At 37.4% G+C, this 24,299-nt stretch carries 28 protein-coding genes, 1 pseudogene and 1 riboswitch; of the genes and pseudogenes, 10 read left to right on the forward strand and 19 right to left on the reverse strand.

Translation table 11 applies throughout. From position 1 onward, the window contains the following. Positions 1 to 3: 3 nt before the first annotated feature. Together M3166_RS06105 and M3166_RS06110 are read right to left on the reverse strand one after the other, a co-directional pair. The gene (locus M3166_RS06105) at positions 4 to 1,341 is read right to left on the reverse strand and encodes an amino acid permease (RefSeq protein ID WP_251688314.1); all 1,338 of its coding nucleotides are present in this window, start codon (positions 1,339 to 1,341) and stop codon (positions 4 to 6) included. A gap of 254 nt (positions 1,342 to 1,595) precedes the next feature. Then, positions 1,596 to 1,675, reverse strand: a riboswitch (glycine riboswitch). 320 nt (positions 1,676 to 1,995) lie between these two features. Then, positions 1,996 to 2,532 carry a dehydrogenase gene (locus M3166_RS06110; RefSeq protein WP_251688316.1) on the reverse strand — a complete coding sequence of 179 codons (537 nt, stop codon included), beginning with the start codon at positions 2,530 to 2,532 and terminating at the stop codon, positions 1,996 to 1,998. Between the two features lie 221 nt (positions 2,533 to 2,753). Between M3166_RS06110 and aspA the strand changes: the two genes are divergently transcribed. Further along, on the forward strand, positions 2,754 to 4,172 hold the full coding sequence (gene aspA / locus M3166_RS06115) for an aspartate ammonia-lyase (RefSeq protein ID WP_251688318.1): 1,419 nt from the start codon (positions 2,754 to 2,756) through the stop codon (positions 4,170 to 4,172). A 49-nt stretch (positions 4,173 to 4,221) separates the two neighbouring features. On the opposite strand, the gene M3166_RS06120 is transcribed toward aspA, so the two are convergent. From M3166_RS06120 to M3166_RS06130, 3 genes are read right to left on the reverse strand one after another with little or no spacing between them, the layout of a single operon-like run. Continuing rightward, entirely contained in the window at positions 4,222 to 4,524 is a 303-nt protein-coding gene (locus M3166_RS06120) for a DNA primase (protein WP_251688320.1), read from the reverse strand. Positions 4,525 to 4,541: 17 nt separating this feature from the next. Beyond that, positions 4,542 to 5,213 (reverse strand): DUF771 domain-containing protein, encoded by a 672-nt coding sequence (locus M3166_RS06125; RefSeq protein WP_251688322.1) that lies wholly within the window; start codon positions 5,211 to 5,213, stop codon positions 4,542 to 4,544. Further along, a complete protein-coding gene (locus M3166_RS06130) occupies positions 5,197 to 5,625 on the reverse strand; it encodes an ATPase (RefSeq protein WP_251688324.1) in 429 nt (142 codons plus the stop codon). The genes M3166_RS06125 and M3166_RS06130 overlap by 17 nt, the downstream gene beginning before the upstream one ends. Before the next feature lie 88 nt (positions 5,626 to 5,713). On the opposite strand from M3166_RS06130, the gene pgeF reads away from it, so the two are divergent. Further along, positions 5,714 to 6,475, forward strand: coding sequence for a peptidoglycan editing factor PgeF (gene pgeF / locus M3166_RS06135; RefSeq protein ID WP_251688326.1), 762 nt, complete (start codon positions 5,714 to 5,716; stop codon positions 6,473 to 6,475). Positions 6,476 to 6,573: 98 nt separating this feature from the next. Here pgeF and M3166_RS06140 read toward each other — a convergent pair whose 3' ends face one another. After that, complete coding sequence (locus M3166_RS06140) at positions 6,574 to 6,969, reverse strand: VOC family protein (protein WP_251688328.1); 396 nt, start codon at positions 6,967 to 6,969, stop codon at positions 6,574 to 6,576. Positions 6,970 to 7,375: 406 nt separating this feature from the next. Continuing rightward, on the reverse strand, positions 7,376 to 8,182 hold the full coding sequence (locus M3166_RS06145; RefSeq protein ID WP_251688330.1) for an aldo/keto reductase: 807 nt from the start codon (positions 8,180 to 8,182) through the stop codon (positions 7,376 to 7,378). A gap of 398 nt (positions 8,183 to 8,580) precedes the next feature. Between M3166_RS06145 and M3166_RS06150 the strand changes: the two genes are divergently transcribed. The 4 genes from M3166_RS06150 to M3166_RS06165 all read left to right on the forward strand — a co-directional run bounded on the left by M3166_RS06150 (position 8,581) and on the right by M3166_RS06165 (position 12,489). Beyond that, entirely contained in the window at positions 8,581 to 9,615 is a 1,035-nt protein-coding gene (locus M3166_RS06150) for an FtsX-like permease family protein (protein WP_251688332.1), read from the forward strand. A gap of 1 nt (position 9,616) precedes the next feature. After that, complete coding sequence (locus tag M3166_RS06155; RefSeq protein ID WP_251688334.1) at positions 9,617 to 10,330, forward strand: ABC transporter ATP-binding protein; 714 nt, start codon at positions 9,617 to 9,619, stop codon at positions 10,328 to 10,330. A 99-nt stretch (positions 10,331 to 10,429) separates the two neighbouring features. Continuing rightward, entirely contained in the window at positions 10,430 to 11,110 is a 681-nt protein-coding gene (locus tag M3166_RS06160) for a response regulator transcription factor (RefSeq protein WP_251688336.1), read from the forward strand. Further along, on the forward strand, positions 11,107 to 12,489 hold the full coding sequence (locus tag M3166_RS06165; RefSeq protein WP_251688338.1) for a sensor histidine kinase: 1,383 nt from the start codon (positions 11,107 to 11,109) through the stop codon (positions 12,487 to 12,489). The genes M3166_RS06160 and M3166_RS06165 overlap by 4 nt, the downstream gene beginning before the upstream one ends. A gap of 159 nt (positions 12,490 to 12,648) precedes the next feature. Here M3166_RS06165 and M3166_RS06170 read toward each other — a convergent pair whose 3' ends face one another. The 6 genes from M3166_RS06170 to M3166_RS06195 form a co-directional block, all read right to left on the reverse strand. Then, positions 12,649 to 13,650, reverse strand: coding sequence for an NAD(P)/FAD-dependent oxidoreductase (locus M3166_RS06170; protein WP_251688341.1), 1,002 nt, complete (start codon positions 13,648 to 13,650; stop codon positions 12,649 to 12,651). Positions 13,651 to 13,865: 215 nt separating this feature from the next. Further along, entirely contained in the window at positions 13,866 to 16,259 is a 2,394-nt protein-coding gene (locus tag M3166_RS06175; RefSeq protein ID WP_251688343.1) for a heavy metal translocating P-type ATPase, read from the reverse strand. Positions 16,260 to 16,349: 90 nt separating this feature from the next. Then, entirely contained in the window at positions 16,350 to 16,556 is a 207-nt protein-coding gene (copZ, locus tag M3166_RS06180) for a copper chaperone CopZ (protein WP_251688345.1), read from the reverse strand. A 13-nt stretch (positions 16,557 to 16,569) separates the two neighbouring features. After that, the gene (locus M3166_RS06185; protein WP_251688347.1) at positions 16,570 to 16,896 is read right to left on the reverse strand and encodes a metal-sensitive transcriptional regulator; all 327 of its coding nucleotides are present in this window, start codon (positions 16,894 to 16,896) and stop codon (positions 16,570 to 16,572) included. A 103-nt stretch (positions 16,897 to 16,999) separates the two neighbouring features. Beyond that, on the reverse strand, positions 17,000 to 17,785 hold the full coding sequence (locus M3166_RS06190) for a class I SAM-dependent methyltransferase (protein WP_251688349.1): 786 nt from the start codon (positions 17,783 to 17,785) through the stop codon (positions 17,000 to 17,002). Continuing rightward, on the reverse strand, positions 17,773 to 18,207 hold the full coding sequence (locus M3166_RS06195) for a BrxA/BrxB family bacilliredoxin (RefSeq protein ID WP_251688351.1): 435 nt from the start codon (positions 18,205 to 18,207) through the stop codon (positions 17,773 to 17,775). The genes M3166_RS06190 and M3166_RS06195 overlap by 13 nt, the downstream gene beginning before the upstream one ends. 316 nt (positions 18,208 to 18,523) lie before the next feature. On the opposite strand from M3166_RS06195, the gene M3166_RS06200 reads away from it, so the two are divergent. Then, entirely contained in the window at positions 18,524 to 18,688 is a 165-nt protein-coding gene (locus M3166_RS06200) for an aspartyl-phosphate phosphatase Spo0E family protein (RefSeq protein WP_251688353.1), read from the forward strand. A gap of 173 nt (positions 18,689 to 18,861) precedes the next feature. Beyond that, positions 18,862 to 19,304 (forward strand): annotated as a pseudogene (locus M3166_RS06205) (TerC family protein); the annotation flags it as partial. 69 nt (positions 19,305 to 19,373) lie between these two features. Here the strand turns inward: M3166_RS06205 and M3166_RS19350 are convergent. Next, a complete protein-coding gene (locus tag M3166_RS19350; RefSeq protein WP_285848775.1) occupies positions 19,374 to 19,508 on the reverse strand; it encodes a hypothetical protein in 135 nt (44 codons plus the stop codon). 86 nt (positions 19,509 to 19,594) lie between these two features. Beyond that, complete coding sequence (locus M3166_RS06210) at positions 19,595 to 19,819, reverse strand: WYL domain-containing protein (RefSeq protein ID WP_251688356.1); 225 nt, start codon at positions 19,817 to 19,819, stop codon at positions 19,595 to 19,597. A gap of 126 nt (positions 19,820 to 19,945) precedes the next feature. Between M3166_RS06210 and M3166_RS06215 the strand changes: the two genes are divergently transcribed. After that, entirely contained in the window at positions 19,946 to 20,479 is a 534-nt protein-coding gene (locus tag M3166_RS06215) for a GNAT family N-acetyltransferase (protein WP_251688358.1), read from the forward strand. A gap of 219 nt (positions 20,480 to 20,698) precedes the next feature. Here the strand turns inward: M3166_RS06215 and M3166_RS06220 are convergent, their stop codons facing one another. From M3166_RS06220 to M3166_RS06230, 3 genes are all read right to left on the reverse strand, one after another. Next, on the reverse strand, positions 20,699 to 20,962 hold the full coding sequence (locus M3166_RS06220; RefSeq protein ID WP_251688360.1) for a hypothetical protein: 264 nt from the start codon (positions 20,960 to 20,962) through the stop codon (positions 20,699 to 20,701). A 102-nt stretch (positions 20,963 to 21,064) separates the two neighbouring features. After that, a complete protein-coding gene (locus tag M3166_RS06225; RefSeq protein ID WP_251688361.1) occupies positions 21,065 to 21,604 on the reverse strand; it encodes a GNAT family N-acetyltransferase in 540 nt (179 codons plus the stop codon). Between the two features lie 233 nt (positions 21,605 to 21,837). Further along, complete coding sequence (locus M3166_RS06230; protein WP_251688363.1) at positions 21,838 to 22,227, reverse strand: hypothetical protein; 390 nt, start codon at positions 22,225 to 22,227, stop codon at positions 21,838 to 21,840. A gap of 549 nt (positions 22,228 to 22,776) precedes the next feature. Here M3166_RS06230 and M3166_RS06235 point away from each other — a divergent pair. Then, positions 22,777 to 23,517 carry a hypothetical protein gene (locus M3166_RS06235; protein ID WP_251688365.1) on the forward strand — a complete coding sequence of 247 codons (741 nt, stop codon included), beginning with the start codon at positions 22,777 to 22,779 and terminating at the stop codon, positions 23,515 to 23,517. A gap of 102 nt (positions 23,518 to 23,619) precedes the next feature. Here M3166_RS06235 and M3166_RS06240 read toward each other — a convergent pair whose 3' ends face one another. Beyond that, a complete protein-coding gene (locus tag M3166_RS06240) occupies positions 23,620 to 24,261 on the reverse strand; it encodes a hypothetical protein (RefSeq protein ID WP_251688367.1) in 642 nt (213 codons plus the stop codon). Between the last annotated feature and the right edge of the window lie 38 nt (positions 24,262 to 24,299).

The following is a 24,299-nucleotide window of genomic DNA, read 5'->3' on the forward strand; positions in this document are numbered from 1 at the left end:
TAATTATCTTTTACGAACCTTATAAAGAACAAACAGCAGTATAAACCATAACGGTGTTAACAGCAGTGAAGTTCTCGTAGACTCGGAAATGGCCATAATGATTAGTAAAAACAAGAAGAAGGCCAATATTAAATAGTTGATAAATGGTGTTAAAGGTGCTTTGAAAATTGAAGATCTATGTAATTCCGGATGACGCTTTTTGTAAATAATATGCGAAATCAGAATAATGCTCCAAACCCAAATAAAACAAATCGCACTAATTGTTGTGACGATACTAAATGCATCGTCCGGCATGAAATAGCTAAGCAATGCACCAATCGATACTACAACCGCAGAAAATAACAGACCATTTTGCGGCACCGCATTTTTGTTTAATTTACCGTAAGCTTTTGGTGCTTGTTTATTACTACTTAAACTGAACAGCATACGACTCGTTGAGAACATTCCGCTATTTCCTGCAGAAGCAGCTGATGTCAGCACAACAAAGTTAATCAAACCTGCTGCAATCGGAATACCTACCAATGCGAAAACCTGAACGAATGGTGAGCTTGACGCGCTTAATGTATCCCAAGGGTTGATTGTTAAAATTACGAATAATGCTCCTACATAAAACAGCAGAATACGAACGGGAATTTTATTAATTGCAGATGGGATATTCTTTTGCGGGTTTGCCGTTTCAGCAGCTGCTACCCCTACTAATTCAACACCAACGAATGCAAAGACAACCATTTGGAACGCCATTAAAAATCCAAATGCCCCATTCGGGAATAATCCGCCATGCTCCCATAAATTTGATACAGCAACCTTGCCTGTATCTGTTTCAAAGCCAATAATCAGCAATACAATACCTATTGCGATCAACGCAACAATTGTGATGATCTTAATTAACGCAAACCAAAACTCCAGCTCTCCGAACAGTTTGACCGTCAATAAATTCAAAATAAGTAAAACTACTAAACATGCGATAGCCGGTACCCATTGCGGGATATCAAACCAGTACTGCGTGTACATGCCGACAGCGATAATATCTGCCATTGCCGTCATAATCCAGCAAAACCAGTATGTCCAGCCTGTAATATAGCCTGCCCAGTCCCCTAAGTATTCAGTGGCGAACTCAGTAAAAGATGCATAGCCGCCTTTTGATAAAAGCAATTCGCCAAGTGCACGCATGACGAAAAATAGTGCGGTTCCAACGATTAAGTATGCAAAGATAATAGAAGGTCCTGCAAGTGAGATCGCTTTACCTGACCCTAAAAACAACCCCGTTCCGATCGTTCCTCCAATCGCAATTAACTGAACGTGGCGATTTTTCAGATCGCGCTTTAATTCTTGTTGTTCCAAAACGATTCCTCCAAAGGATAAGTATTTTGTCTGTTTACACAGCGCAAAATAATAAGTACTTCATCGCGGTCCATCAAGTAAATTTTCCTGGAATAAAAACAGGGACTGATAATATGCCAGTCCCTGTGTCTAAGAATAATCGATTTCGCCTCTGCAAAATCGCGCCCAGATTTAAAAAAATCTGTGACATCTATCGAGGGCTTTTCATTAAACAATGGATGTTCATACACCCTATGTTAAAGAAAAGCGTCTCTCATTACTCTTCTGTCCTTTTGCCTGAGATTGTGAACCCTTCGGCGACGCGGATTATCGCGCTCTCTCCAGAAACTGCTCCCGTCAGTAGTTTTATCCACGACGATCAACGCTTGATATGTATGCAATTAGTTGCCTATAGGTCCCTGGCATCTTCCAGTTTCCTATAGTTCGCGTTCAATACTATTATTGTACGATAATCATACTACCAATTTTTTGACCGTCTTACAATGGACAATCGGAGCCGTTTATTATGTAAATAGCAATTTAACCTTATTCCCAACATAATGTTTTCTTCTTGCAGAAAATTCATGACCAAAAAAATATTACACCGAAAATTCGATATTTTCAGTGTAATATTCATATAGAGGAATTGGTAGCCCCTCGTATTACTGTATTCGTTTACTGCAATTTTTCCTGAACCGTTGAATCTTCTTCATATGTTGTTCGATTGATATCAATCAGCTTTCCTTTTGAGGTGTTAGTCTTTTTCATTTTGACAACATACGTATTGTCCAATGCAATTTCTGTGCAGACGATGTCTTTCTCGCTGCGAATATCTTCCGGATAGTTTAAGGTAATGACTAAAAGATCCTCATCTTTTTCGATTTTCTCAATTTCTCTTCCACAGCCATCCGAATATCCTGTGACAAACAGCACTTCCTCTGTTTCAAAATCGACAGATGGAACCGGCTCAAAACCAAAAATATCGGCCCAAGTAGTATAAAGCTTTTCATCCTGCACGATTGAAATACTCGTACCGACCTCAGGAGGTATCGAATCTAAATGAAACAGTAATTCATATTCTACTTTATTTTCATTATTTTCTTCCTGCACAGGTTCAGTTGAATCGGTTGATGTTTCGTTTTCTTTCGTATTACATGCTGCAAGGAGCAAGATCATTCCCACGACCAACATATAACTTAACCATTTCTTCATCGACAATCACCTCATCCCTTTATCCCTTTCCTAATTAGTCGTATAGAAAATCAAAAAGTTACGAAATTTCACTCATTATATTTGTTAATATTGGTTAATTTAAGCTTACGTGAGAACGTTAAATAAACTAATAATTCAGCAAGTAAGCTTTTATTATTATATGGCGTATAATGTAGTTGTTTATCCAACTATTACACCATTCTCTTGGAGGGTTTGTACAAATGAGTACACGTATTGAAAAAGACTTTTTAGGCACATTAGAAATTCCAAAGGACGTTTATTACGGCGTTCAAACAACTCGTGCATTAGAAAATTTCCCGATTACTAAAATGACAATGCACCCTGAATTAATTCGTGCATTTGCCATCGTAAAGAAAAGTTCGGCACTTGCAAATGCCGCTATCGGCAAATTGGATCCAGTAATTGCCAATGCAATTGCACAAGCATCAGATGACATTATTTCAGGACTATTACATGACCAGTTCGTTGTAGATCCAATTCAGGGCGGAGCAGGCACTTCAATGAACATGAATGCCAATGAAGTAATTGCAAACCGCGCACTGGAAATTTTAGGGGAAGAAAAAGGTACTTATTCAATCATTAGTCCTAACAGCCATGTCAATATGGCGCAGTCAACAAATGATGCATTCCCATCGGCTATTCATATTGCAACAGTTTCTACGTTAAATAATTTAATTACGGCGATGGAAATGATGCGTGATAGCTTTATCAGAAAATCAGTAGAATTCGATTCAATCGTTAAAATGGGTCGTACACATTTACAGGATGCTGTACCTGTTCGTTTAGGCCAGGAATTCGGTGCCTACGCTGCCGTTGTTTCTCGTGATATTAACCGAATCAAAAAAGCGCAGCAAACAATGCTGCAAATCAATATCGGTGCAACTGCGATCGGTACAGGCCTGAATGCAGACCCTGAATATATGAAATTGGCAGTAGAAAACATCGCGGTTTACAGTGGCTTCCCATTCATAAAAGTGGACAATTTAATCGACGGTACACAAAATACCGATACGTATGCGGAAGTTTCATCAATGTTAAAAATCGCCATGATGAATATGTCTAAAATCTGTAATGACTTACGCTTAATGGCATCAGGTCCAAAAGCAGGTTTTGCAGAAATTCGCTTACCGGAACGCCAACCAGGTTCTTCAATTATGCCAGGTAAAGTAAATCCGGTTATGCCGGAAGTCATTAACCAAATTGCTTTCCAAGTTATCGGTAACGATGTAACAATCTCGCTTGCTTCAGAGGCAGGACAATTTGAGCTGAATGTAATGGAACCAGTTTTAGTATTTAATCTGCTTCAGTCGATTGAAATTATGACAAACGGCTTCACAGTATTTACAAAATACTGCCTGGATCATATCGAAGCAAATGAAGCGCGCCTGCATGATTTTGTTGAACGTTCAATCGGTGTAATTACAGCACTGGCCCCACATTTAGGCTATGAACGTTCAAGTCAAATTGCACGTGAAGCTCTGCATAGCGGCAAATCTGTACGCGAACTTTGCTTAATGTACAACTATTTCACGCTTGAGCAGCTGGATATTATTTTAAATCCATTCGAATTAACGCAACCAGGTATTGCTGGTGAACGAGCATTTGAAAAACAACAATAAAATTTAACATGAAAGCTCCGCCGAGATATTCCCGGCGGAGCTTTTTTCTTTAAGTATAGAGCACTTCTTTTGCAAGTGAAATCGCACGCTTGCTGACTTCCAATTTGTCGCCGTCAGCATTAAGCTTCACGACACCATTTGGTTCATCAAAAATGGATTTCAGCTGTGCTTTCGGTTTGACCCCAACCATTATTGGTCCTCTTTCGGCCTCATCCGTTCGCAGCTTTTTCTGCTCTCGTGCGACTCCTTGTTCTTCTCCGATTTTCGGGAAGGCTGTAGTTTGTTGCTGTAAATTTCGGGGACGTGTCTGATTATTTAAACTTGAACTCCCTGTACCAACAGAACGAATCATAAAGATCCCCCCTTCATCTATCTTTTCTTACTTTTTCGTATATCTATATCCGCGTATATTTCGACATCCTGAAGTGCCTGATTAGCAAGCTGATCCGCTTCTCCGTTTAGTTTGCGGTCAATATATTGATATTCCGGTCGAATGCCAAGCTTCTTGAGCTTCGCATCGATTTTATCCGCCCACGTTGTCAGAACGCTATCAGTTACTGCCCATTCGCCGTTCATTTCATTAATGACGACTTGCGAATCGCCGTAAATCTTTATTTTTTGATGATGGACACCCATTTCCTCAAGCTGTTCGACCGCAAGATTCAATGCCGCATATTCCGCTTCATTGTTTGATGTTAAATACTCCGCCAGCTGATTCGTCCGCAAGCGATAGTTTTTCCCATTCTGTTTATAATAGACGACAATCCCTAAACCGGCCAGCTTTTCTTCTCTATTAAATCCGCCATCGAAATACAATTCCACTTCGGTAGGTTCTGTTTCAAGAGATTTCAAATATTTTTTCAGCTCTTTTAATGTCCATGTACTGTCATGTTCATCTGTCATCACAATATTTTTTGTGCGACCCGTATTTTCCATATCCAGCACGAGCGTGTAGGCATGCGCTGCAGGAATTGCCTCACTTCGCCATGTGATTTCCTGCTTAGACTTAGTAATGTATTGCCATTCAATCGTCAATTCCAATCGGCTCTCCCCTTCCATTTGTCGTCTGCTTCAAATCTTCTTTATAAAACCAGTTAATACACAATGTACTAACCATTATGCCAACTATAAACGGTGGTGATACAAAAAATAAAAAATACGCGCTGCCGACCGGTGCTTTCATAAAGTATCCGAATACGATTGGCTGCAGAAAACAAAAAATAAAGCTTGTTAAGTAAAGTGCCCGTTTGCTGTAATTTTTACGCATGAAGTACAGCACATAATACCAGGGAATCACGACAAAAAAATAAATCGGTAAAACATAAAAAGTAAAGGCCGCGGCAGTTCCGAATGTAATCATTTGATTCACATAAGGCAATGAAAATGCGATAAAGGCAATGACCGCCATGACATAAGGTAAAAGACCCGTTAAAATGATTTGCCAACTCTTCATCACATACCCCCTATTTTTCATCATTATACCAAACACCATTTGCCTATACAAAATTCGCTTTTGCGGGTATAGTACAGGGGGTGATAAAATGAAGATAAAATTTTATGAAAATAATGAAAAACATGTACTGGGCATTACATTGAAGGATTCAGCCTTTGCCGAGGACAATAATATGGCACTCCATGTTTGCAAAAACGAAGCTGCTATTATCAAAAACCGCCAACAGCTTGCCTCACTGCTGCAAACGGATTTATCTAAGTTTGTATGTGCCAATCAAACACATAGTGCAAACTTCTTCCGTGTGGAAAAATCTGAAATCGGTAAAGGAGCAACCGACAACGCAACTGCAGTTCCCGATACCGACGCACTGTATACGTATGAACCGAACGTCGTGATCTCAAGCTTTACCGCAGATTGTGTACCGGTCTTATTTTATAATGAAAAAACAAATGTCATCGGGGCTGTTCATTCCGGGTGGCAAGGGACGATTAAAGAAATTACATTGAAGTTACTGCAGTATTTACAACAACAAGAAAATTGCGATTTACGTGATTTGAAAGTAATGATCGGCCCTGCAATCAGTCAGGAAAAATTTGAAGTAGATGCCGATGTACAGGAAAAATTCAAAGCACTCGGCTATGCGGACGAATTTATGTACTGGAATGAAGAAACGGGCAAATTTCATATCGACAACCAGTTAACAGTGAAAAAGCAGTGCATGCTTGCAGGTGTGCCTGATGAAAATATTACGATTGACCGTATGTGCACATTTATGTACGATGATGGATTCTCCCACCGCCAAGACCGCTCAACAGGCAGACATTTGAGCTTTATTATGCGGAAGGAATAGGTTCTTTTGTATAGAATATGTGTAACGGAACACCTACAATTCATTAGGTGTTCCATTTTTAATTTCATATAGAAGAAAAAACATTTAAACAGGCAAGGTCATGGTGCTACCAACTCAACCTTAATTCTATCTGGATCTTCAAAAAATACCGCGTAATAATCTTCCCCTCCCGCATAGGGATGTTTATCAGTATAAAGGATCTTAACACCCTTCCTTTCTAACATTCTTGTCATATCATCTACTTGTTGACGGGAGCTTGCATGGAAGGCCAAATGGTTTAGACCAACTCTACATCTATGATAAGGTACATCCATATACCGTTCTTCTGCTTGCACAAAAACGATATAGGTCTCTCCGATTTTCCAACTATGTCCGCTTTCCCACGATTGAAAAGATTCATATCCCAATTCTTCTAAAAACCAACCCCAAAAGTTGATGGAACTTTTTAAATCAGAAACATATAGTTCAATATGATGTATAAGCCCTTTTGACAATGGATGACTTCCTTTCTATCTACCAAATAATCTGTAATCTATAAATATTATGCTTTCACCCTTGAATCCTATATTCCCCTGTGGAAGCATTAAAGCCCACCGCTTTCATTTCTGTCTGCTCACTATTCCAACCTATTACTAACATTAAACTGATATTTCTCACTTTGTCTTTAATAAGCATAAAATTATAATCTTTCGCTCAATAATGGGGAATCATGTTCCTGGCTTATTATTGGGATTTGTTTTGCTATTTTTGCCGAAAAGGGCTCTGGAGGAATGGGCGTGATGGTCATATTGTTTATTGCAATGTTTTTCATTGGTGCTTTTATTTTGATAAGTGGCCTGTTAACAAAAGCAGATCTCAAACAAGCGTCTCCAAAATAGGAGACGCCCAGTTAGTTACCAACTATAGGTTTTCAATTTTTTCTACATCCGCCGCAGTCAGTTCGAAATCGAAAAGGTCCAGATTAGCTGCTTGGTTTTCACGGTTGTGTGATTTCGGGATGACGACCACACCGCGCTCGATTTGGTATTTCAATAATACTTGAGCACCAGATTTCCCATACGCTTTACCGATCTCATCCAACACTTCATTTTGATGTTCTTCCGTTTTCATCGGACCCCACGCTACAGGTGTAATTCCCTCTTCTTGTAATGTATCAAGAAGTTCTTTGTTCTTTTCTTTTAAATTAATTTGAATTTGATTAACGGCCGGCTTCACTTTCGCGAATTCTTTCAATTCATCCAGATGATTTTTCTTAAAGTTCGAAACGCCGATTGCTTTAAGTTTGCCCGCCTCATAATATTCTTCAAAAACTTCCCAAGTATTTCTTAGCTGCTCTTTGTCTTCGATCGGAGCATGAATCAAAAGCAGGTCCAAATAGTCTGTTTTAAAATTTTTTAGACTATTATCGATTGCTGCTCTTGTCGATTCCTTTGAAGAAACATATTCTTCTCTTGCAGGAACTTTTGTCGTAATGAACAACTCTTCTCGAGGCACTGTGCTTTCTGCTAAAATTCCCCCGACAATTGCTTCGTTTCGATAACTAATAGCTGCATCTATTGAGCGATATCCCAGCTCAAGTGCTGATACAAGTTCAGGAATTTCATTTGTTAATTCACCGTTATAGTCATTATTTTGTTTACCATACGTATTTGTACCAGTACCAACGATCGGCATTTTTACTCCATTATTAAGCGTGATATATTCCATAGTTTAGGCACTCCCATTGTATCTCTATTTATTTACTAAATATATTATAACAAAGTATGGAATTTTCAGAAATTAATAAGTACGAAAAGATTAAAGATTTGCCCTAATACCTTTATAACTCGGGTTTTCCTTCGTAAGGACATGTTATAGATATGACTGTTGATTTAACCGAGTTTGTAATACTGCTATCCCCTCTACTAAATTCAGTTGTTTCCGCATTCTCTGTTACTTTTTCATTCTGATACTTTCTGCAAATTAAATAATCTAGTGCCTAATAATTGTGTACTGTTCATTTATAAATATTTCGAATGAACTCGAAATGTAATTTACTGTTCATCTCCCGTTCATATTCAATCGATAAACTATGGATGTAAAGAAGAGATCGGAGGAAATTACAAATGAATATTGCATGGAAAGAAATAAAGAAAAACAAAGTGAGATTTTTAATTTTAGGTTCAATTATTTTTCTTGTTAGTTTATTGACCTTTATAATATCGGGTTTGGCGAATGGATTATCGCAAGACAATGCTTCGTTGATCAAAGATTTACCAGAAGGTCAATTTTATATGAATAAAGAGGGAGATGAAACTTACAATCTTTCAAAAATAGACAGTGATATACAGGATGAAATAATAAATAAACAAAAAGATGCAGTGGCATTCTCAATTCAAATGGGTTTTTTAAATAGCGAAACTGACAAACAGCATAGCGTTGCCTTTGTTACTTCCACTGATTCAGAGCTATTTGAAAACGTTGAAGACGGGGAGATTATATTAGACCAGTCAATGGAGGATAAAGGGATAAAGGTTGGAGATGTCTTAACGAATAATCAATTTAGTGGTGAATTTAAAGTTAAGGGTTTTGTTGAACAGAAGAAATTCAGTCATGCCCCTGTTGCATATATAAATATGAAGAATTATAAGGAAATCTATCGAGTTATGGAAATGCAATTGTTATTCATACCAGGTGGAGAATCTTCAGAACAATTCATGGGCCTGCAATCTTTTTCGAACAAGGATTTCCTTAATACAATTCCAAGCTATAATGCAGAACAAATGTCTTTAAATATGATTGTCTGGTTTTTAGTTGTCATTAGCGGCATGTTGTTTGCCATCTTTTTCTACATGATGAACATTCAAAAAGTCGGTTTATTTGGTATTTTAAAGGCAATTGGCATGAAAACAAGCAGGTTATTCAAAATTATGTGGACACAAATGATTTTCATTACGATAATTTCTCTTATTTTGTCCATTTCATTCAGCCAAGTATTTAATATGATTGCACCTGAAGGAATGCCTTTCCATTTAACATTTGAAACAACCATAAAATTATCTTTAGTTTTCCTATTCATCGGTTTTATCGGAGCTACACTCTCTGGAATACAAATCAAAAAAATCGAACCATTACATGCGATACAACAAGGAGAGGCTTAATATGACAATATTTTCAATTGAAGATGTAAGAAAAACATTTACCTCGGGGGAAATAGAAGAAGAAATACTTAGAGGAATTACCCTTACTCTTAAAGAAGGAGAGATAACAGCATTAGTAGGCGCATCAGGTTCCGGTAAAAGTACGCTCCTTACTATAGCTGCTGGATTACAACCCGCATCAAATGGGCAAGTTATTTTCGACGGAAACAATATGACTGCAATGAGTTCTGAACAGGTTCGAAAAATACGGGCCAGTAAATTTGGGTTTGTCTTTCAGTTTGCTCATCTTGTTCCTTTTCTCACAGTTGAAGAGCAATTAATTTTGATGCTGGATGTTTCTGAATCTAACTTAAGCAAACAATCAAAAATAGCTGAAGTTCGTAACATTCTGCAACTTGTTGAAATGGATCATAGAAGACAGGCCTACCCATCTTCATTATCAGGTGGGGAAAAACAACGGATCGCCATTGCCCGAGCCATTATCCATAAACCGAAAGTTCTCTTCGCAGATGAACCAACAGCCAGCCTAGATTCATGGAAGTCTAGAGATGTTATGTTATTGATTCAAGAGTTAACTAAAACGTTAAATATTGCTACATTAATGGTTACACATGATGAAGAATTGCTTTCATATGTAGACCATGTGATAAAAATGAGCGATGGAATGGTTTTGCAAAGTGAAGAGCAAGTTCTGCAAATTTTAAAGCAGGAGTAATATAAGCAGAATATTAATGAACAGCCTGGACGTTGCATGGCTGTTCATTTGATATGGTTTAAAGCAGATAAAAAATTTTTATAAAACAGGAGTACAAGAATGACAACAATTCTAATTGTAGATGACGACATCAATATATTACAGCTTGTAAAAATCCATTTAGCCGAGGCAGGATTCAAAGTTGTGCAAGCAAAAGACGGGACTCAAGCATTAGCAGTTCTTAATAGAGAAGTATGTGATTTAGCAGTAATCGATGTGATGATGCCTTTTATGGATGGGTATGCATTAACAAAGGTTATTCGAAAGAAATATGATATTCCAGTCATCCTTTTAACGGCTAAGAATCAAATTGAAGATAAGGAAGAAGGATATAAATCTGGCACAGATGATTATCTAGTCAAGCCGTTTGAACCAAAAGAATTACAATTTAGAATAGAAGCCTTACTACGACGATATGATAAGCAATCCGATGAAACTGTTATTCATTTAGGTAGTACAACTATAAATAAAAAAAGCTATGAGGTTCAGATTGGAGAACGGACGATTCTGTTACCCTTAAAGGAATTTGAACTGCTGTACTTCCTGGCTACAAATTCTATGCAAGTATTTTCTCGAGCTCATCTAATAGAACACATCTGGGGTGTAGATTTTGAAGGAGATGAGCGGACAATAGATGTTCATGTAAAAAGATTAAGGGAACGTTTTTCTAAATTGACGGACGATTTTCATATTAAGACTGTGCGTGGGGTTGGCTATTCACTGGAGGCAAACCGCAAATGAAATCTCTTTATGTGAAATTTGTTGTGTTCACCATTGGAATTATGATTTTTAGTGGTATATTTGCCTTTTTAATTTCGAATACGTATTATCAGCAAAAATTAAAACCATTTAATGACCAAAAAAACACTAAAATTGCGTTGGAAATTGCTGAATTTACCGGTAATCAAGCTGATTTAAATCTTATAGATTATCTTGAAAATATTTCTTCAATAGGTTATCAAATTTTCCTCGTTGACAATTCAGGAAATGAACTTTATTTTGGTGCACCTTTCAGGGAAAATACTTTATCCAATTCAACTAAAGAACAAGTACTTAACGGCAATATTTTTCATGGTATATCAAATTTCCCCCAGGAAACATTTGTAACAGGATTTTTTGCGAACGAATTAAAGAATACGATTGGTGTTCCTTTGACACATAACGAGGAAAAGTATGCCCTCTTTCTAAGACCGGATATTAAGCTTCTATTTAACGAAATGCATATTTTATTCGGGTGGCTGCTAGCTTTGACGATTATGCTGAGCATTATAATGGTAATTTTTATTACAAAATATTTAGTTAATCCAATCTCAAAGCTTACATCCGCAACTAAAACGCTCTCAAACGGAAATTACAATGTTGATCTTGATACTACCCGTCATGATGAATTAGGAGAACTTTCACTTAGTTTTTTACGAATGGCCAGTAGACTGGAACAATTAGATGCAATGAGAAAAGAGTTTATTTCAAACATTTCTCATGATATTCAGTCACCTCTATCCAATATTAAAGGATATACAAACCTATTAAAAAGTGATTCAACGAGTCCTGAGGATAAAAGTAATTACATTATAATCATCAATGCGGAAATCGAAAGACTCTCTACATTAACAAAACAATTATTGCTCCTCGCTTCTTTGGATCACGATGAGGATATTTTGAAAAGAAAAACAGTTAATATCGGAAAGCAGATTAAGGAACTAGTACGGAACAATCAATGGCAAATAGGTGAAAAAGGGATTACGCTCGGGTTCACATTACCGGATGTAGAAATCACCGGAGATCCGTCCTTACTAAATGCGGTTTGGGACAATCTGTTAACCAACGCCATCAAATATAATAAACCGAACGGCATGATTGAAATATCAATCGAAGAACAAGGAAAATCGGTATTGGTAATTTTTGAAGATACGGGTATAGGAATGAATGATAAAGAGAAAGAAAGAATTTTTGACCGCTTTTATCGAGTAGATACCGCAAGGACACGTTCGGTTGATGGGACAGGACTCGGACTATCAATAGTGGCTGCCATTGTTACTTTACATGGTGGATTAATCCATGTGGACAGTATTGAAAATCGCGGAACCAACTTTGTCGTAGAATTGCCTGTCACGCAGTGAAAGTATAAATTTCACAATCTATAATTCCCCATTGTCCCTAAAACAGGAAATAACAATTTGTATCAGTTTAAACATAGCAATAAAAAAAGAGACACAAATTCATATGTGAATTGTGTCTCCACTTCCCTGTTAAATATTCCATTCATACCGATAAACCCGCTACAATTCCCCCTTAAAAAGGTCCGTGCTGTGCGGTACATGCTTCTTGGCTGTTGGGTCAATATACAACCGTGCTGCACTAATGGCGACCGGCGCTTCACCGAATCCCGTTGCAATCAATTTCACTTTTCCATCGTATGTTGTGACGTCACCAACCGCATAGATTCCTTCGATGTTGGTTTCCATTTTAGGGTTTACGATAATGGAGTTTCTCTCAATTTCCAAACCCCATTCTTTAATTGGTCCTAAAGAGGATTTAAATCCATAGTTTACAATGATTTCGTCAACTTCAAGTGTTCCCTTTTCCCCTTCTGCATTACGGATGACAATTTGTTTAATGCCACTTTCATCGCCATACAACTCATCAGGCATATAAGGCGTTTTTATTTCAACACTTGAATTAAACAGTTTTTCAACACTATGCTCATGCGCCCGGAACTGATCTCGTCTATGCACAAGAGTAACTTTCTTAGCAATCGGTTCAAGCATAAGCGACCAGTCAATAGCTGAATCTCCGCCACCGAAAATGACAACATTTTTACCTTTGAATTCACTTATATTGTTGATGAAATAATGAAGGTTTTTACCCTCGTAATAATCGGCTCCTTCAACTTCCAATTGTCTTGGCTGGAATGCACCAAGACCTGCTGTAATGATAATTGTTTTTGAATAATGTATTTCTTTGTTAGTTGTAAGCTTAAATGTTCCGTCTTCCAACTTATCAATGGCTTCAACGCTTTGACCAGTTACGATTTCCTGCTCAAAGGCTGACATTTGTTCTTTCAGATTATTTACAAGTTCCTGTGCACGGATTTTTGGGAATCCTGCAATATCATAAATATATTTTTCCGGATAAAGTGCTGCAAGCTGCCCGCCTAATTGTGGCAGACTTTCAATTAACTTAACTTCAAGCTGGCGCATGCCTCCATAGAATGCCGTAAACATCCCTGCAGGACCTCCACCGATAATCGTGACATCATATACCTTTGAATCTTCATTCATATTATTGGCCCCAATCATTATAAGAAATTAGAGTGCTATTTTTTTTAAACGATTTAACACTTCCATTGTACGTTTCCACAACAATAATTTTTAAAACAAATGCTGTATGACTATGTTGGAATATTCTTATAAAATTTAAACTTCAATATTGATTGTCATCCTTGCGCATTTTCCGTCAAACTCATTAGCATTCTTTATCCAGAATACCGGTTGTTTTACAATTTCACACGCTGCAGTCTTAATGCATTTAATACAACCGAAACGGAACTGAAAGCCATTGCTGCGCCTGCTACCCATGGAGCGAGGAAACCGAGTGCGGCAATCGGAATGCCGATGACATTATAGGCAAATGCCCAAAACAGGTTTTGTTTAATGTTCTTCATCGTTTTACGGCTCATTAAAATCGCATCTGCAATACTGTTCAGATCCCCGCGAATTAATGTAATGTCCGCCGCTTCCATCGCTACATCTGTACCCGTACCGATTGCCATCCCGATATCAGCTACCGCAAGTGCCGGTGCATCGTTGATCCCGTCACCAACCATTGCAACATTACGACCTTGTTCTTTTAAGTTTTCGATTTGCTGTGCCTTTTGTTCCGGCAGCACTTCTGCAATTACTTCGTCAATGCCTACTTCCGCTGCAATCGCTTTTGCCGTTCGTTCATTATCACCTGTAAGCATAATCACTTTCAGACCAAGTGCATGCAGACGTCTTACCGCTTCAGCAGATGTTTCTTTTACCGTATCCGCAACGGCAATAATTGCAACGAATTGGTTGTTAATTGCTACTAGCATCGCCGTTTTCCCTTGCTGTTCCAATGAAATCAATTGCTGTTCGATCGATTCTTCAATACTAATTTGTCGATCCCGCATCAGTTTTCTCGTACCTACAGCTACTTCTACATTATCCACTTGTGCTTCAATACCAAGCCCTGGTAGTGCCTGGAAGCTTGAAACAGCCGATAGCTTAATCCCGCGCTCTAATACACCTTCAACAATTGCTTCTGCCAATGGATGCTCAGACTGTTTTTCTGCAGAAGCAACAATGCGCAGGACATTATTTTCTTCTAAATCACTGAACAATACAACATCTGTCAAAACCGGTTTCCCGTTTGTAACCGTTCCTGTTTTATCGACAACGACAGTATCGACAAAACCAGTCTGTTCAAGGTGTTCCCCGCCTTTAAATAAAATACCAAACTGTGCCGCACGTCCTGAACCCGCCATAATCGACGTTGGTGTCGCCAAGCCGAGCGCACATGGACATGCGATAACAAGAACTGCAATTGTCGCTTCAAATGCCTGGATAAATTCTCCGCCTATCAACCACCATAAAAGGAATGTCACAACGGCAATCCCTACAACGATCGGCACAAAAATATTGGAAATTTTATCGGCAAGACGCTGAATCGGCGCTTTAGAACCTTGAGCCGACTCGACGATTTTAATGATTTGTGACAATGCTGTTTCACTGCCAACCTTTAATGCCTTCATTTCCAGTGCACCATTTTTATTCAGTGTTGCACCGTAAACGAAATCTCCAATGCTTTTTTCCACCGGCAAACTTTCGCCTGTCAGCATTGATTCATCCACGGCTGAAGTTCCGGAAACGACTTCCCCATCGACAGGAATTTTTTCACCTGGCTTCACTCGGACAATATCATTAATGCGTACTTCTTCAAGCGGTACAGACTGCTCGACGCCATCACGGATTACTAGTGCTGATTTCGCTTGCATCCCCATCAACTGCTTGATTGCCTGTGACGATTTGCCTTTAGCACGTGCTTCAAAAAGTTTCCCTAATAAAATCAGTGTAATAAGCACCGCGCTCGTTTCAAAATACAGGTGCGGCATATGACCGCTAGGATGTGCGAGCATTTGATAAATGCTGTAAAAATAGGCCGCGCTCGTTCCCATTACAACGAGCACATCCATATTTGCAGCACCACTGCGCAATGATTTATATGCTCCCACGTAGAATTGCCAGCCAATAATAAATTGAACAGGTGTTGCTAATGCTAGCTGTACCCAAGGATTCATAAGAATGTCAGGCACATATAAAAAGCTCGTAAATGAAAAATGGGCAACCATCGTCCATAAAAGCGGCAATGATAAAATAGCCGCCGAGATAAATTTAACCGTTTGCCGCTGAATTGCTTTTTCACGATGATCAACCGGATTGCCTTCAACAACGGGCTGTGCGCCATAACCGATCTTTTCGATACGCGCAATAATATCGGACACCGAAACTTGTGACGGATTAAATTCTATCGTCGCTTTTTCCAACGCCAAGTTCACATTTGCCGAAGCAATCCCGTCCATTTTCCCGAGCACCTTTTCGATTCTTGCCGAACACGCCGCGCACGTCATTCCATCGATTGTGAAATCCGCTTTCTCTTTGACGACATCATAGCCAAGTGCCTGAATCTTTTGCTCAATATCCTGTGCTTTAACAACGGTTTCATCATATCGAATCGCCGCTTTTTCAACCGCTAGATTGACGTTCGCCGATTCGACGCCATCCAGACGATTCAGCCCTTTTTCAATCCTTGCCGAACATGCCGCACACGTCATACCTGTTACTTGCAATGTAAGTTCTTTCGTCATATTCTCACCTCTTTATACCTCAAGGGGGTATAAAATTTTGTAAAAAGAGAGGTTCTCTATAGTAGAGAACCTGAATCAATACCACAATACTTAAACAACGTCATAACCTTGTTCATCAATCGTTTCTTTGATCTGCTCAACAGTAACAGCATCTTCGTTATACGCAACCGATACCTTTTTCTCAGCAAGATCCACTTTTACTTCCTGTACACCAGCTAATGCGCCAACACTAGTTTCTACAGATTTTACACAATGACCGCAAGACATACCATTAACATTTAACGTTACATTTACCATACTTGAACACTCCTTATTTTTTCATCATTTTTTGAATAGTTACGACAAGCTCGTCCAAAACTTCGGTATCGCCTTCATTCAGACGATCCACAACACAGCCTTTTAAATGACCTTCAAGCAAAATTTTCGCGACACTGTTTAAAGCCGATTGTGTTGCCGATAATTGTGTAATAATATCATCACAATACACGTCTTTATCAATCATACCCTTAATTCCGCGAATTTGCCCTTCGATCCGATTTAATCTCGTCGTTAAATCTTTTTTTATCGGTTCAGGATGATGACTTTTACGACAGCTTTCTTCATGTGCTTCCAATATACTATCGTTTTCATGTATCATTCAATCAATCCCCCTTACTTGATTTCAGATTATCATACCTATGAGGGGTATGTAAAGCGTTAAGAAAAACGCTGAAGCTCTTCTTAAAAAGAACTTCAACGCTTTATTTTTCAAAAACACCATAATGAAACTTGGCTGTTAATCGCACATCACGCTGAAACTGGTACTTTTCAAACCAGTTCGATTTATAATGGGCCTTTAACACGACACGCTTTTTCGCCACACGTTTTGCTTCAGCCACCCATTCATCCGTTAGTGTCACATGCTTTCCGGCATAGCGCAGCGCTTCAAAATTCGTTGATTCTTCAATGACTTCCTCGAACATCGGATCCATGTATACGACATCAAAGCTTTCATTTTCTTGCTGCTTTAAATATTCCAGTGCCGTAGAATGAACCACTTCGATATTTCGCATGGATGCCGTCAATGGAAGTTCAGTCGTATCATAAGCTTGCATCCCTGTTTTTACAATAAACGACACATTTTTGTCTGCTTCTACACCAATCACTTTGCCTTTTTCACCTACAACATAAGCAGCCAACAAGCTGTCGGCCCCTAAGCCTAGTGTGCAATCCAAAAACGTATCCCCTTTTTGCAGTGCACAAGCAGTAAGCAATGGCTCGTCTTCACCGCGAGCGACACGTTTCAAACGAAATGCGGCAGAATTTGGATGAAAAAAGAAAGGCGCCTCGGCACCTTTCGCATAGTATTCAAATCGATTTTTCCCCGCAACAATGACATTGGCATCGTACACTTCGGAAAGCTTACGTACCGAACGTTTTTGGCGCGGAACAATTTTTGCCTGCAGCTCCTTACTAGCAAATTCAGCTAACTGAAGCGATTGCTCGTCCGGTCTGCCTGCAGTTGTGACAATCGTTACTCGGCACATACTTGTTTTAACACATCTGATAAATGATCACGGATTTGTTCCATTGGATGACCTTCGATTTGATCACGTGGAATGAAGTAAGCTAATTGACCATCTTTTAAAATCGCCATTGATGGTGAGCTTGGTGGCACTTCATCAAAGTATCCGCGCATTGCTGCAGTCGCTTCCGGGTCTTGACCAGCAAATACCGTTACAAGCTGATCCGGTTTTACATCTGCTACTGCTTCACGAGCAGCCGGACGTGCTAGACCTGCAGCACAACCACAAACTGAATTGATTACAACTAAAGCCGTCCCTTTTGTTTCAGCCATAAATTCGTGTACACTATCTGCCGTAGTTAATTGTGCAAAGCCTGCACTCTCAAGTTCCGTACGCATTGGCTGTGTTACTTGACGCATATATTCATCATAAGCATTTGTCATTTTTCATAACCTCTTTCTGTTTATATGTATTCACATCGCTCATTATATCAATGATATTACCAGTTGTACAAAAATTGGATTTCACCGATTTCCGACATTTACAAGAACCCAACAAATATCCATACATTTTAAGTTAAGTCAAATATAAAGCACCCTATTTATGTATAAAGTTTATAATTTTTACAAATTATTGAATTATGCTTTTTTAGCATGTTTCGACATATATCTTGTCCGAAATAAGATAGGATGAAACAGTTGTCATTTTATTTCAACAAAAGTTTAAACCTACCAACTACTACTGAAGGGAAATTTATCGATGAAATTTTTACTATTAAAAAAGCTACTAAAACTACGAATTGAGACAAAAAGAAAACTTATGTACCAAAAAGCAAATGATTTAGGATTCACTCATCCGGAAGTCGTGAATTGCAGTCAGGAACTGGATGAATTACTTAATAAGTATTCAGATATTGCCGCTTAATTAAAAAGAAGGCTTACATATTGTTTTGCTTCTAATTGAATTTGAGTAAATATCGATCTATTACTTGTACATAGTTCATTGAATACCAATGAACTATGTGTTTGTTTTGTAAAAACCCTTTTTTAACACTACTATCCCACCTTATCTAATTACTATGAATCTCTCACCAAAGTGCCTTCATTTTCCGTTTTGCTTCTTTATTTATCATAACGTTTCTTGTAGATGTATGGCAGGTTCAGACTATTGGTGTTCTATATCTATTATTTATAACGATCAATCACATTGTAAGGAAACTATACTTTAAAAATAAAGGATCAAAAAAGGAAAAGGAACAAAAAAATCTGGATTTTGGAGTACGGTTATAAAAGTTGAATTAGCGGATATAGCGCATGGACGGCGGAAAGTTCCTTGTCATATTTGCAGGGGGATTAATCGGATTAATTATTATGAGGTTTGCTGCAAACTTCTTTGTGAAACTTCTTGAATCTAAACCTGGACTAGAAATTGCAGCGAGTTTGCCCACTCCCTTGAGTGGAAACTAATATTTTATAGAGTGTTAATCGCAATCGCTGGTTGGTTTTTATCCGGTGGCAAAACAAAATCTTCTAAAGAATAACTTCACAGAAATATACTTAATTCTGTGCTAAAAAAATAACCCTCCACAATTAAAAGTGGAGGGTTTTATTTATTTTGTTTTAACATAATCCGAAATTTCCTTTCTTGTTAAATACATACTTTTTAATTTGTTTAATCTTGGTTTACTCTTCACATTATTCACAAAAAAGTTTGTTGCCCCCATTCTTTTTAAAGCTTGCATCACTTATTCACCTCCCTAAACTTAATATAACACAAATAGTCAGAAAATTCCACATAATTATCAAATAAATGATAATACTTATATATATTCTATGCTTGTAACCCTCTCGCTTTTTTATTTACCGGATGTACAGCTAAAATATTATCTACAATAAAATTTCGTTTTGCATGACGGAAAAAACAATACGCTTGCACATGTTCTCCGGAGATTTTAATTAGCTTTATTCGACGCTTTGTTATTGACTTGTCTTTGGCGAAATACACAATATCCAAAATTTGATTGTGTTGCAATGCCTTTTGCAATTGTTCTTTCATTAACTTTCCACCTTTCTTAACTCCATTATAGAACAAACGTTCCCTATTTACAATTATCAAAAATATCCTTATTTCCCTTTACTATGTTACAATAATAACCATATACAATATAAGGCAGGTCCACCGATGAATATTTACCCTTATGAAAAGAAATATGCAGTGCAAATTGCAGCACTGCTCAATGATTTTTTACCATTTGAACCAGAAACGACCGATACCGTCGATCAGGCTGGAGGCATTCGTTATGTAGCCGTTAATGAGCTTAATGAAGTTGTCGGTTATATTGCGGGTTATGAAATAAAAGATTTCAACAAGGAATTCCCCTATTTTCTTGAAGAGCTTCAGTCGTTAAAGGAACTGGTCACATCAGGGATCAGTTATTATACAAGTCATTTTGTCGTCCATCCAAACGAGCGAAAAAAAGGAATTGGAACAAAACTAGTACGTGCTTACCTCGAAGCCGTACAGCCGGTTGCAAAAACGATTGTTACGGTTGGATGGGTTCAATCCGATACAAACCGCTGGGCAGCTGAGCGGCAATTTGCAGCACAGGGTTTTGAACCATTTATTTATATGCCGCGCTATTTCGAGCCCTATCAAGTTGATTGCCCAAGCTGCAAAGGTCTTTGTTATTGCGATGCACATATTTTTGTGAAATAAAAGCTGAATTGATTATGGGATGCAAAAAAACCGATGACATTGCAAACCCCTTGTACGTTCAAACCGTTGTCAATATTGACATTAAGTAAAAGTGTATAAAACAACTTATAAAGAATAAACCAATAGAAAAAGCAGAAACGTTGACTTAACAATGTTTCTGCTTTTTTCGTTTATTCCCAACTTTGATTTGGGAACGTTTTTCAAGTTTATTATGTATGTTTAATTCATTTGTTCGGCTAAAAAATTCTCTCCAAAAGGTGTTAGCTTGGCTTTGCATAGGTCAACAGAGTGTACTCTTTCGTCATAATATTCATCAGCATCGCCAAACCAGTAGATAGTAACCTCTTTAATGTACTTAACATCATCCAAGTATTCGATAAATTCTGCCCATATATCTAAATGTAAATTGTAATCTGTATGACTAGGTGTACGTCCATTTTTAAGGTCATTTAAAATGCTAAGTATTATTTCTTTATTTTCCAAGCTAACTACCTACCTTTCAAAATGTATGGTTGAAATAATCTAACCCCCCATAAATTTCATTTGGGAACGTTATTTCGGTTGTTTGTGCATGGCTATAAAGGATTAATCTTTCTGCATTTCCCATTCTTCACGTAAAATTCCCATTCTAATCGAATCGTAGTAATTCCCTTCATAATAACGAACTTTACGAATGCGTGCTTCTAATTGCATCCCTAATTTTTCACCTACACGAATCATCCGTTCATTTCCAGACCATGTAGTAAAGCCAACACGAACTAAAGGCATTGTATTGAATAAGTGATCAATCCAGAGTTTTAAAGTACGAGTGCCAAGCCCTTTTCCCCATTTTCCACCCTCGTAAAAAAGGATGCCCATCTCTAACCATTTCGAGGCTTCATGTTCCCAATAATAAGATACTGTTCCACACAAAATACCATCTACTTCAACTACCCAAACGCTTTGTTGACTCATCCACTCTCTGCCAATAGGTAAAAATTCATCGAAAGACTTTGTTTCATGCGGGTAATACGGTGCATTCCATTTTTTCCATTCAGGTTTTTCTTCATTAAATTCTAATTCCCAAATACGATGTAAATCCGTTTCTTCTATTGGACGGATTATTAAGTTTTGATCTTTATACAAGTTATAGTTCCTCTTTTCAAATAAATTTCTTTTCATCGTCTTGTGAATTATGTAGACTACTTTTCAATCCCCTTTGTTACCTGTTTCATATTAATCAATCCTTTCAAAATAAAATTACTTTAATTATATCTTAATTTTCAGAAATAAATAATTATTAAAACGGTATTTAGAGCAAAAAAGCTACCAAGGCGATGTTTTGGAACATCTATCCCTCATTTTGAATTTCAAGAAGGCTACTTTTTATTTTTTGGAAAAAATCTAATACAACAATTTTGATTGCCATGCAAGAACCGTAAATCTTCAGGTGTTATTTGTTGTGGATTAAGTCGATACATATTGTTCGAAGGTACTTTTTCACTGTGCCATATCGACCAAAATTCTACTCGATCCTGTTCTCTAATATTTTCTTTAATATAGTCAACAAGTTGATCTAGAGGCTTTCCATTCCCTCTCACCTTGTAAACAAAAGGCTTTTGGATTTGTCCTGCTACTGCAATCGGAGGATTCTTTCGACAAGGAAGAATCTCAAACTGTGTTTCTAAAGCATAATCTTCTAAAGTTGCGAAAGAGTTTTCAATAATTGGTAAAGGGTTTTTTGAAGCAAAATATCGACAAAGGCTCATTATAACGCCACTTTCTATATGTTTTTAATTAAATATTAAACTAAATAACGGCAAATTAATAACCAAAAGTTATATCGTCCCCAAAGCAACGTGTGGGGTTATTTCAAATTGGTTTGTTGCAGTAGTATACCCGCTAGTTGAACAAGTATCTTCCATAATTTCGTCTTTTAGTACTTAAGAATTATAATAACTTGTTATGTTAAATTGTATTTCAGTTTCAAAATTACATTTTTTAATAACGTCAGCTGCAAACTGTTGTACTTCTTTTTTGGTGTTTTCATCGAATTTATCGTGTGCTAATACTAATGTTATTATAACGTTTTTGTCTATAGATACTTCCCCCTGTAAACTACTACCCTGTAACGTTTGGTAACCTAATTAAAGGAAAAAACAGCTAAGATAGTGTATTAGTCTTAGCTGCCGATTATTTGGGAACGTATATGCATACTTTTAAAATCCTTATCGTACTAAAGCACCCGTAATTAGAGAAATAAAAATTATAAAACATATTTCTGCATCAATAGAGCAGAATAATCCTGAGGTGTTTCTATGGTAACTCCCAAAAGACTTACTTTATTTATTATTTGTGTAGTGATGTTTAATATAAGTATTGCTCCGCTTTATTATGCAGAAGAACCAAATGATGCTAAAAGTTTGGAGAAAAAAATTTTAGACCTTAAAGCACAATTAAAAGAAGCGGAAAATCGGCTTCAGAAACTTGAACCTTCCAAACCCGTAAATATTTCTGATCCTCCTTGGAAAGAGCAACCTTTCCCATCAAATATGGTCCAAATTTCAGAAGTGATTAAAAATGGAACTAAAATTTCATTTGATGTAATAGTAAATAAACCAGAATATAAAAGACCTGCTTATGAGGAGCACTGGTATAGCACGACCGGAAGATGGAGCTATATTCCTAGTAGAGTTCATTATGCCCTACACCGATTATTTACTAATTATGATATTGGAATCTCTGGTTGGTATGATTTCGAACACAACATGGGATTATCTATTCCCATGTTTCAAAATGAAAATGATTTGGATCTTTATATCGTTGCATTTCAGACGGAAATTACAGATGTTTATACACTAGGAAATCAGGTCGTTGTTGTCGGTCACCCAATAAGAACTGGTGTTCAGGTGATTACAATTAAAACAAGGGCAATAAATCCATCTAATAAAGAAGAACCTTTACTTGTTCAATTAACAACTCAATCAGGGGATGAAATTGATTATTCATTAATTTCTTATATGCCTCCTGATTTTTGGTTAAAGCAAAAAAAAAATTAAATGAGCGTATACGTTAAAAAAGACAAAAAACTCTTACATAGAAAGTCTTTTGTCTTTTTATTATTAGTCAGAGTTATTCAATGTTTGGGAACATTAATAGCTCTAACTAACTCCACCATTTTTATTACAATCAAATTCTAAAGATATGTTATGTGTAGAAAGTATACCGTTTAGTGAGTATTTCCCTGTAACCTCGATAACATATAGTGTTCCATTTTCCAACAACGAATTTGTGTACCCTACTTGAGTCCAACTTCCATCAGAATTTTCTGCTTCTGAAGAAATACCATTAAATACAGAAAATAATTGTCTTCCTTTTGAGGTATTTTCGTTTAATTGTGTATCAAAAGCTCCTTCAAATATAATGCGCTCTTTATTCGGACCGATTTCTAACGTCACTGTCTTTGGGACTGAAGCTGGATGATAGCGTTCATTATTATCTGAAACAACAACTGATATATCAGCTCGCTCTTTTGTCCGCTTTTTAAATGTTTCTACCTCAACCCAATAGTCATCCGAAAATGCAGTGATAGGTTCTAACTTGAGATCAGTGTCATGCTCTTTATTAATATCCTCTATGACTGCTACATATTTTTGATAATAATCTTCTTTTTGCTCTTGCGATAAATTTAAAAGAGATGGTGAGACTTCTTCTATAATTTCTTCACTTTCAGTTCCTTCAACAGCACAACCTGATAAAGCAAACACTCCAAATAAAATACTTATGTAAATATATTTCTTCAACCCTTTCACCCCATAAAATATCATTATATATCATAATA

Origin of the sequence: Solibacillus isronensis (assembly GCF_023715405.1) — a bacterium.
GTDB lineage: Bacteria > Bacillota > Bacilli > Bacillales_A > Planococcaceae > Solibacillus > Solibacillus isronensis_B.

What these genes read in the sequence shown, in the direction of transcription:
- M3166_RS06110 (WP_251688316.1), bottom strand. Translation starts at nt 2,532, where the DNA reads ATGAAGAAATGGTTAAGTTATATGTTGGTCGTGGGAATGATCTTGCTC.
- aspA (WP_251688318.1), top strand. Translation starts at nt 2,754, where the DNA reads ATGAGTACACGTATTGAAAAAGACTTTTTAGGCACATTAGAAATTCCA.
- M3166_RS06120 (WP_251688320.1), bottom strand. Translation starts at nt 4,524, where the DNA reads ATGATTCGTTCTGTTGGTACAGGGAGTTCAAGTTTAAATAATCAGACA.
- M3166_RS06130 (WP_251688324.1), bottom strand. Translation starts at nt 5,625, where the DNA reads ATGAAGAGTTGGCAAATCATTTTAACGGGTCTTTTACCTTATGTCATG.
- pgeF (WP_251688326.1), top strand. Translation starts at nt 5,714, where the DNA reads ATGAAGATAAAATTTTATGAAAATAATGAAAAACATGTACTGGGCATT.
- M3166_RS06145 (WP_251688330.1), bottom strand. Translation starts at nt 8,182, where the DNA reads ATGGAATATATCACGCTTAATAATGGAGTAAAAATGCCGATCGTTGGT.
- M3166_RS06150 (WP_251688332.1), top strand. Translation starts at nt 8,581, where the DNA reads ATGAATATTGCATGGAAAGAAATAAAGAAAAACAAAGTGAGATTTTTA.
- M3166_RS06155 (WP_251688334.1), top strand. Translation starts at nt 9,617, where the DNA reads ATGACAATATTTTCAATTGAAGATGTAAGAAAAACATTTACCTCGGGG.
- M3166_RS06160 (WP_251688336.1), top strand. Translation starts at nt 10,430, where the DNA reads ATGACAACAATTCTAATTGTAGATGACGACATCAATATATTACAGCTT.
- M3166_RS06165 (WP_251688338.1), top strand. Translation starts at nt 11,107, where the DNA reads ATGAAATCTCTTTATGTGAAATTTGTTGTGTTCACCATTGGAATTATG.
- M3166_RS06170 (WP_251688341.1), bottom strand. Translation starts at nt 13,650, where the DNA reads ATGAATGAAGATTCAAAGGTATATGATGTCACGATTATCGGTGGAGGT.
- M3166_RS06175 (WP_251688343.1), bottom strand. Translation starts at nt 16,259, where the DNA reads ATGACGAAAGAACTTACATTGCAAGTAACAGGTATGACGTGTGCGGCA.
- copZ (WP_251688345.1), bottom strand. Translation starts at nt 16,556, where the DNA reads ATGGTAAATGTAACGTTAAATGTTAATGGTATGTCTTGCGGTCATTGT.
- M3166_RS06185 (WP_251688347.1), bottom strand. Translation starts at nt 16,896, where the DNA reads ATGATACATGAAAACGATAGTATATTGGAAGCACATGAAGAAAGCTGT.
- M3166_RS06190 (WP_251688349.1), bottom strand. Translation starts at nt 17,785, where the DNA reads ATGTGCCGAGTAACGATTGTCACAACTGCAGGCAGACCGGACGAGCAA.
- M3166_RS06195 (WP_251688351.1), bottom strand. Translation starts at nt 18,207, where the DNA reads ATGACAAATGCTTATGATGAATATATGCGTCAAGTAACACAGCCAATG.
- M3166_RS06200 (WP_251688353.1), top strand. Translation starts at nt 18,524, where the DNA reads ATGAAATTTTTACTATTAAAAAAGCTACTAAAACTACGAATTGAGACA.
- M3166_RS06210 (WP_251688356.1), bottom strand. Translation starts at nt 19,819, where the DNA reads ATGAAAGAACAATTGCAAAAGGCATTGCAACACAATCAAATTTTGGAT.
- M3166_RS06215 (WP_251688358.1), top strand. Translation starts at nt 19,946, where the DNA reads ATGAATATTTACCCTTATGAAAAGAAATATGCAGTGCAAATTGCAGCA.
- M3166_RS06230 (WP_251688363.1), bottom strand. Translation starts at nt 22,227, where the DNA reads ATGAGCCTTTGTCGATATTTTGCTTCAAAAAACCCTTTACCAATTATT.
- M3166_RS06235 (WP_251688365.1), top strand. Translation starts at nt 22,777, where the DNA reads ATGGTAACTCCCAAAAGACTTACTTTATTTATTATTTGTGTAGTGATG.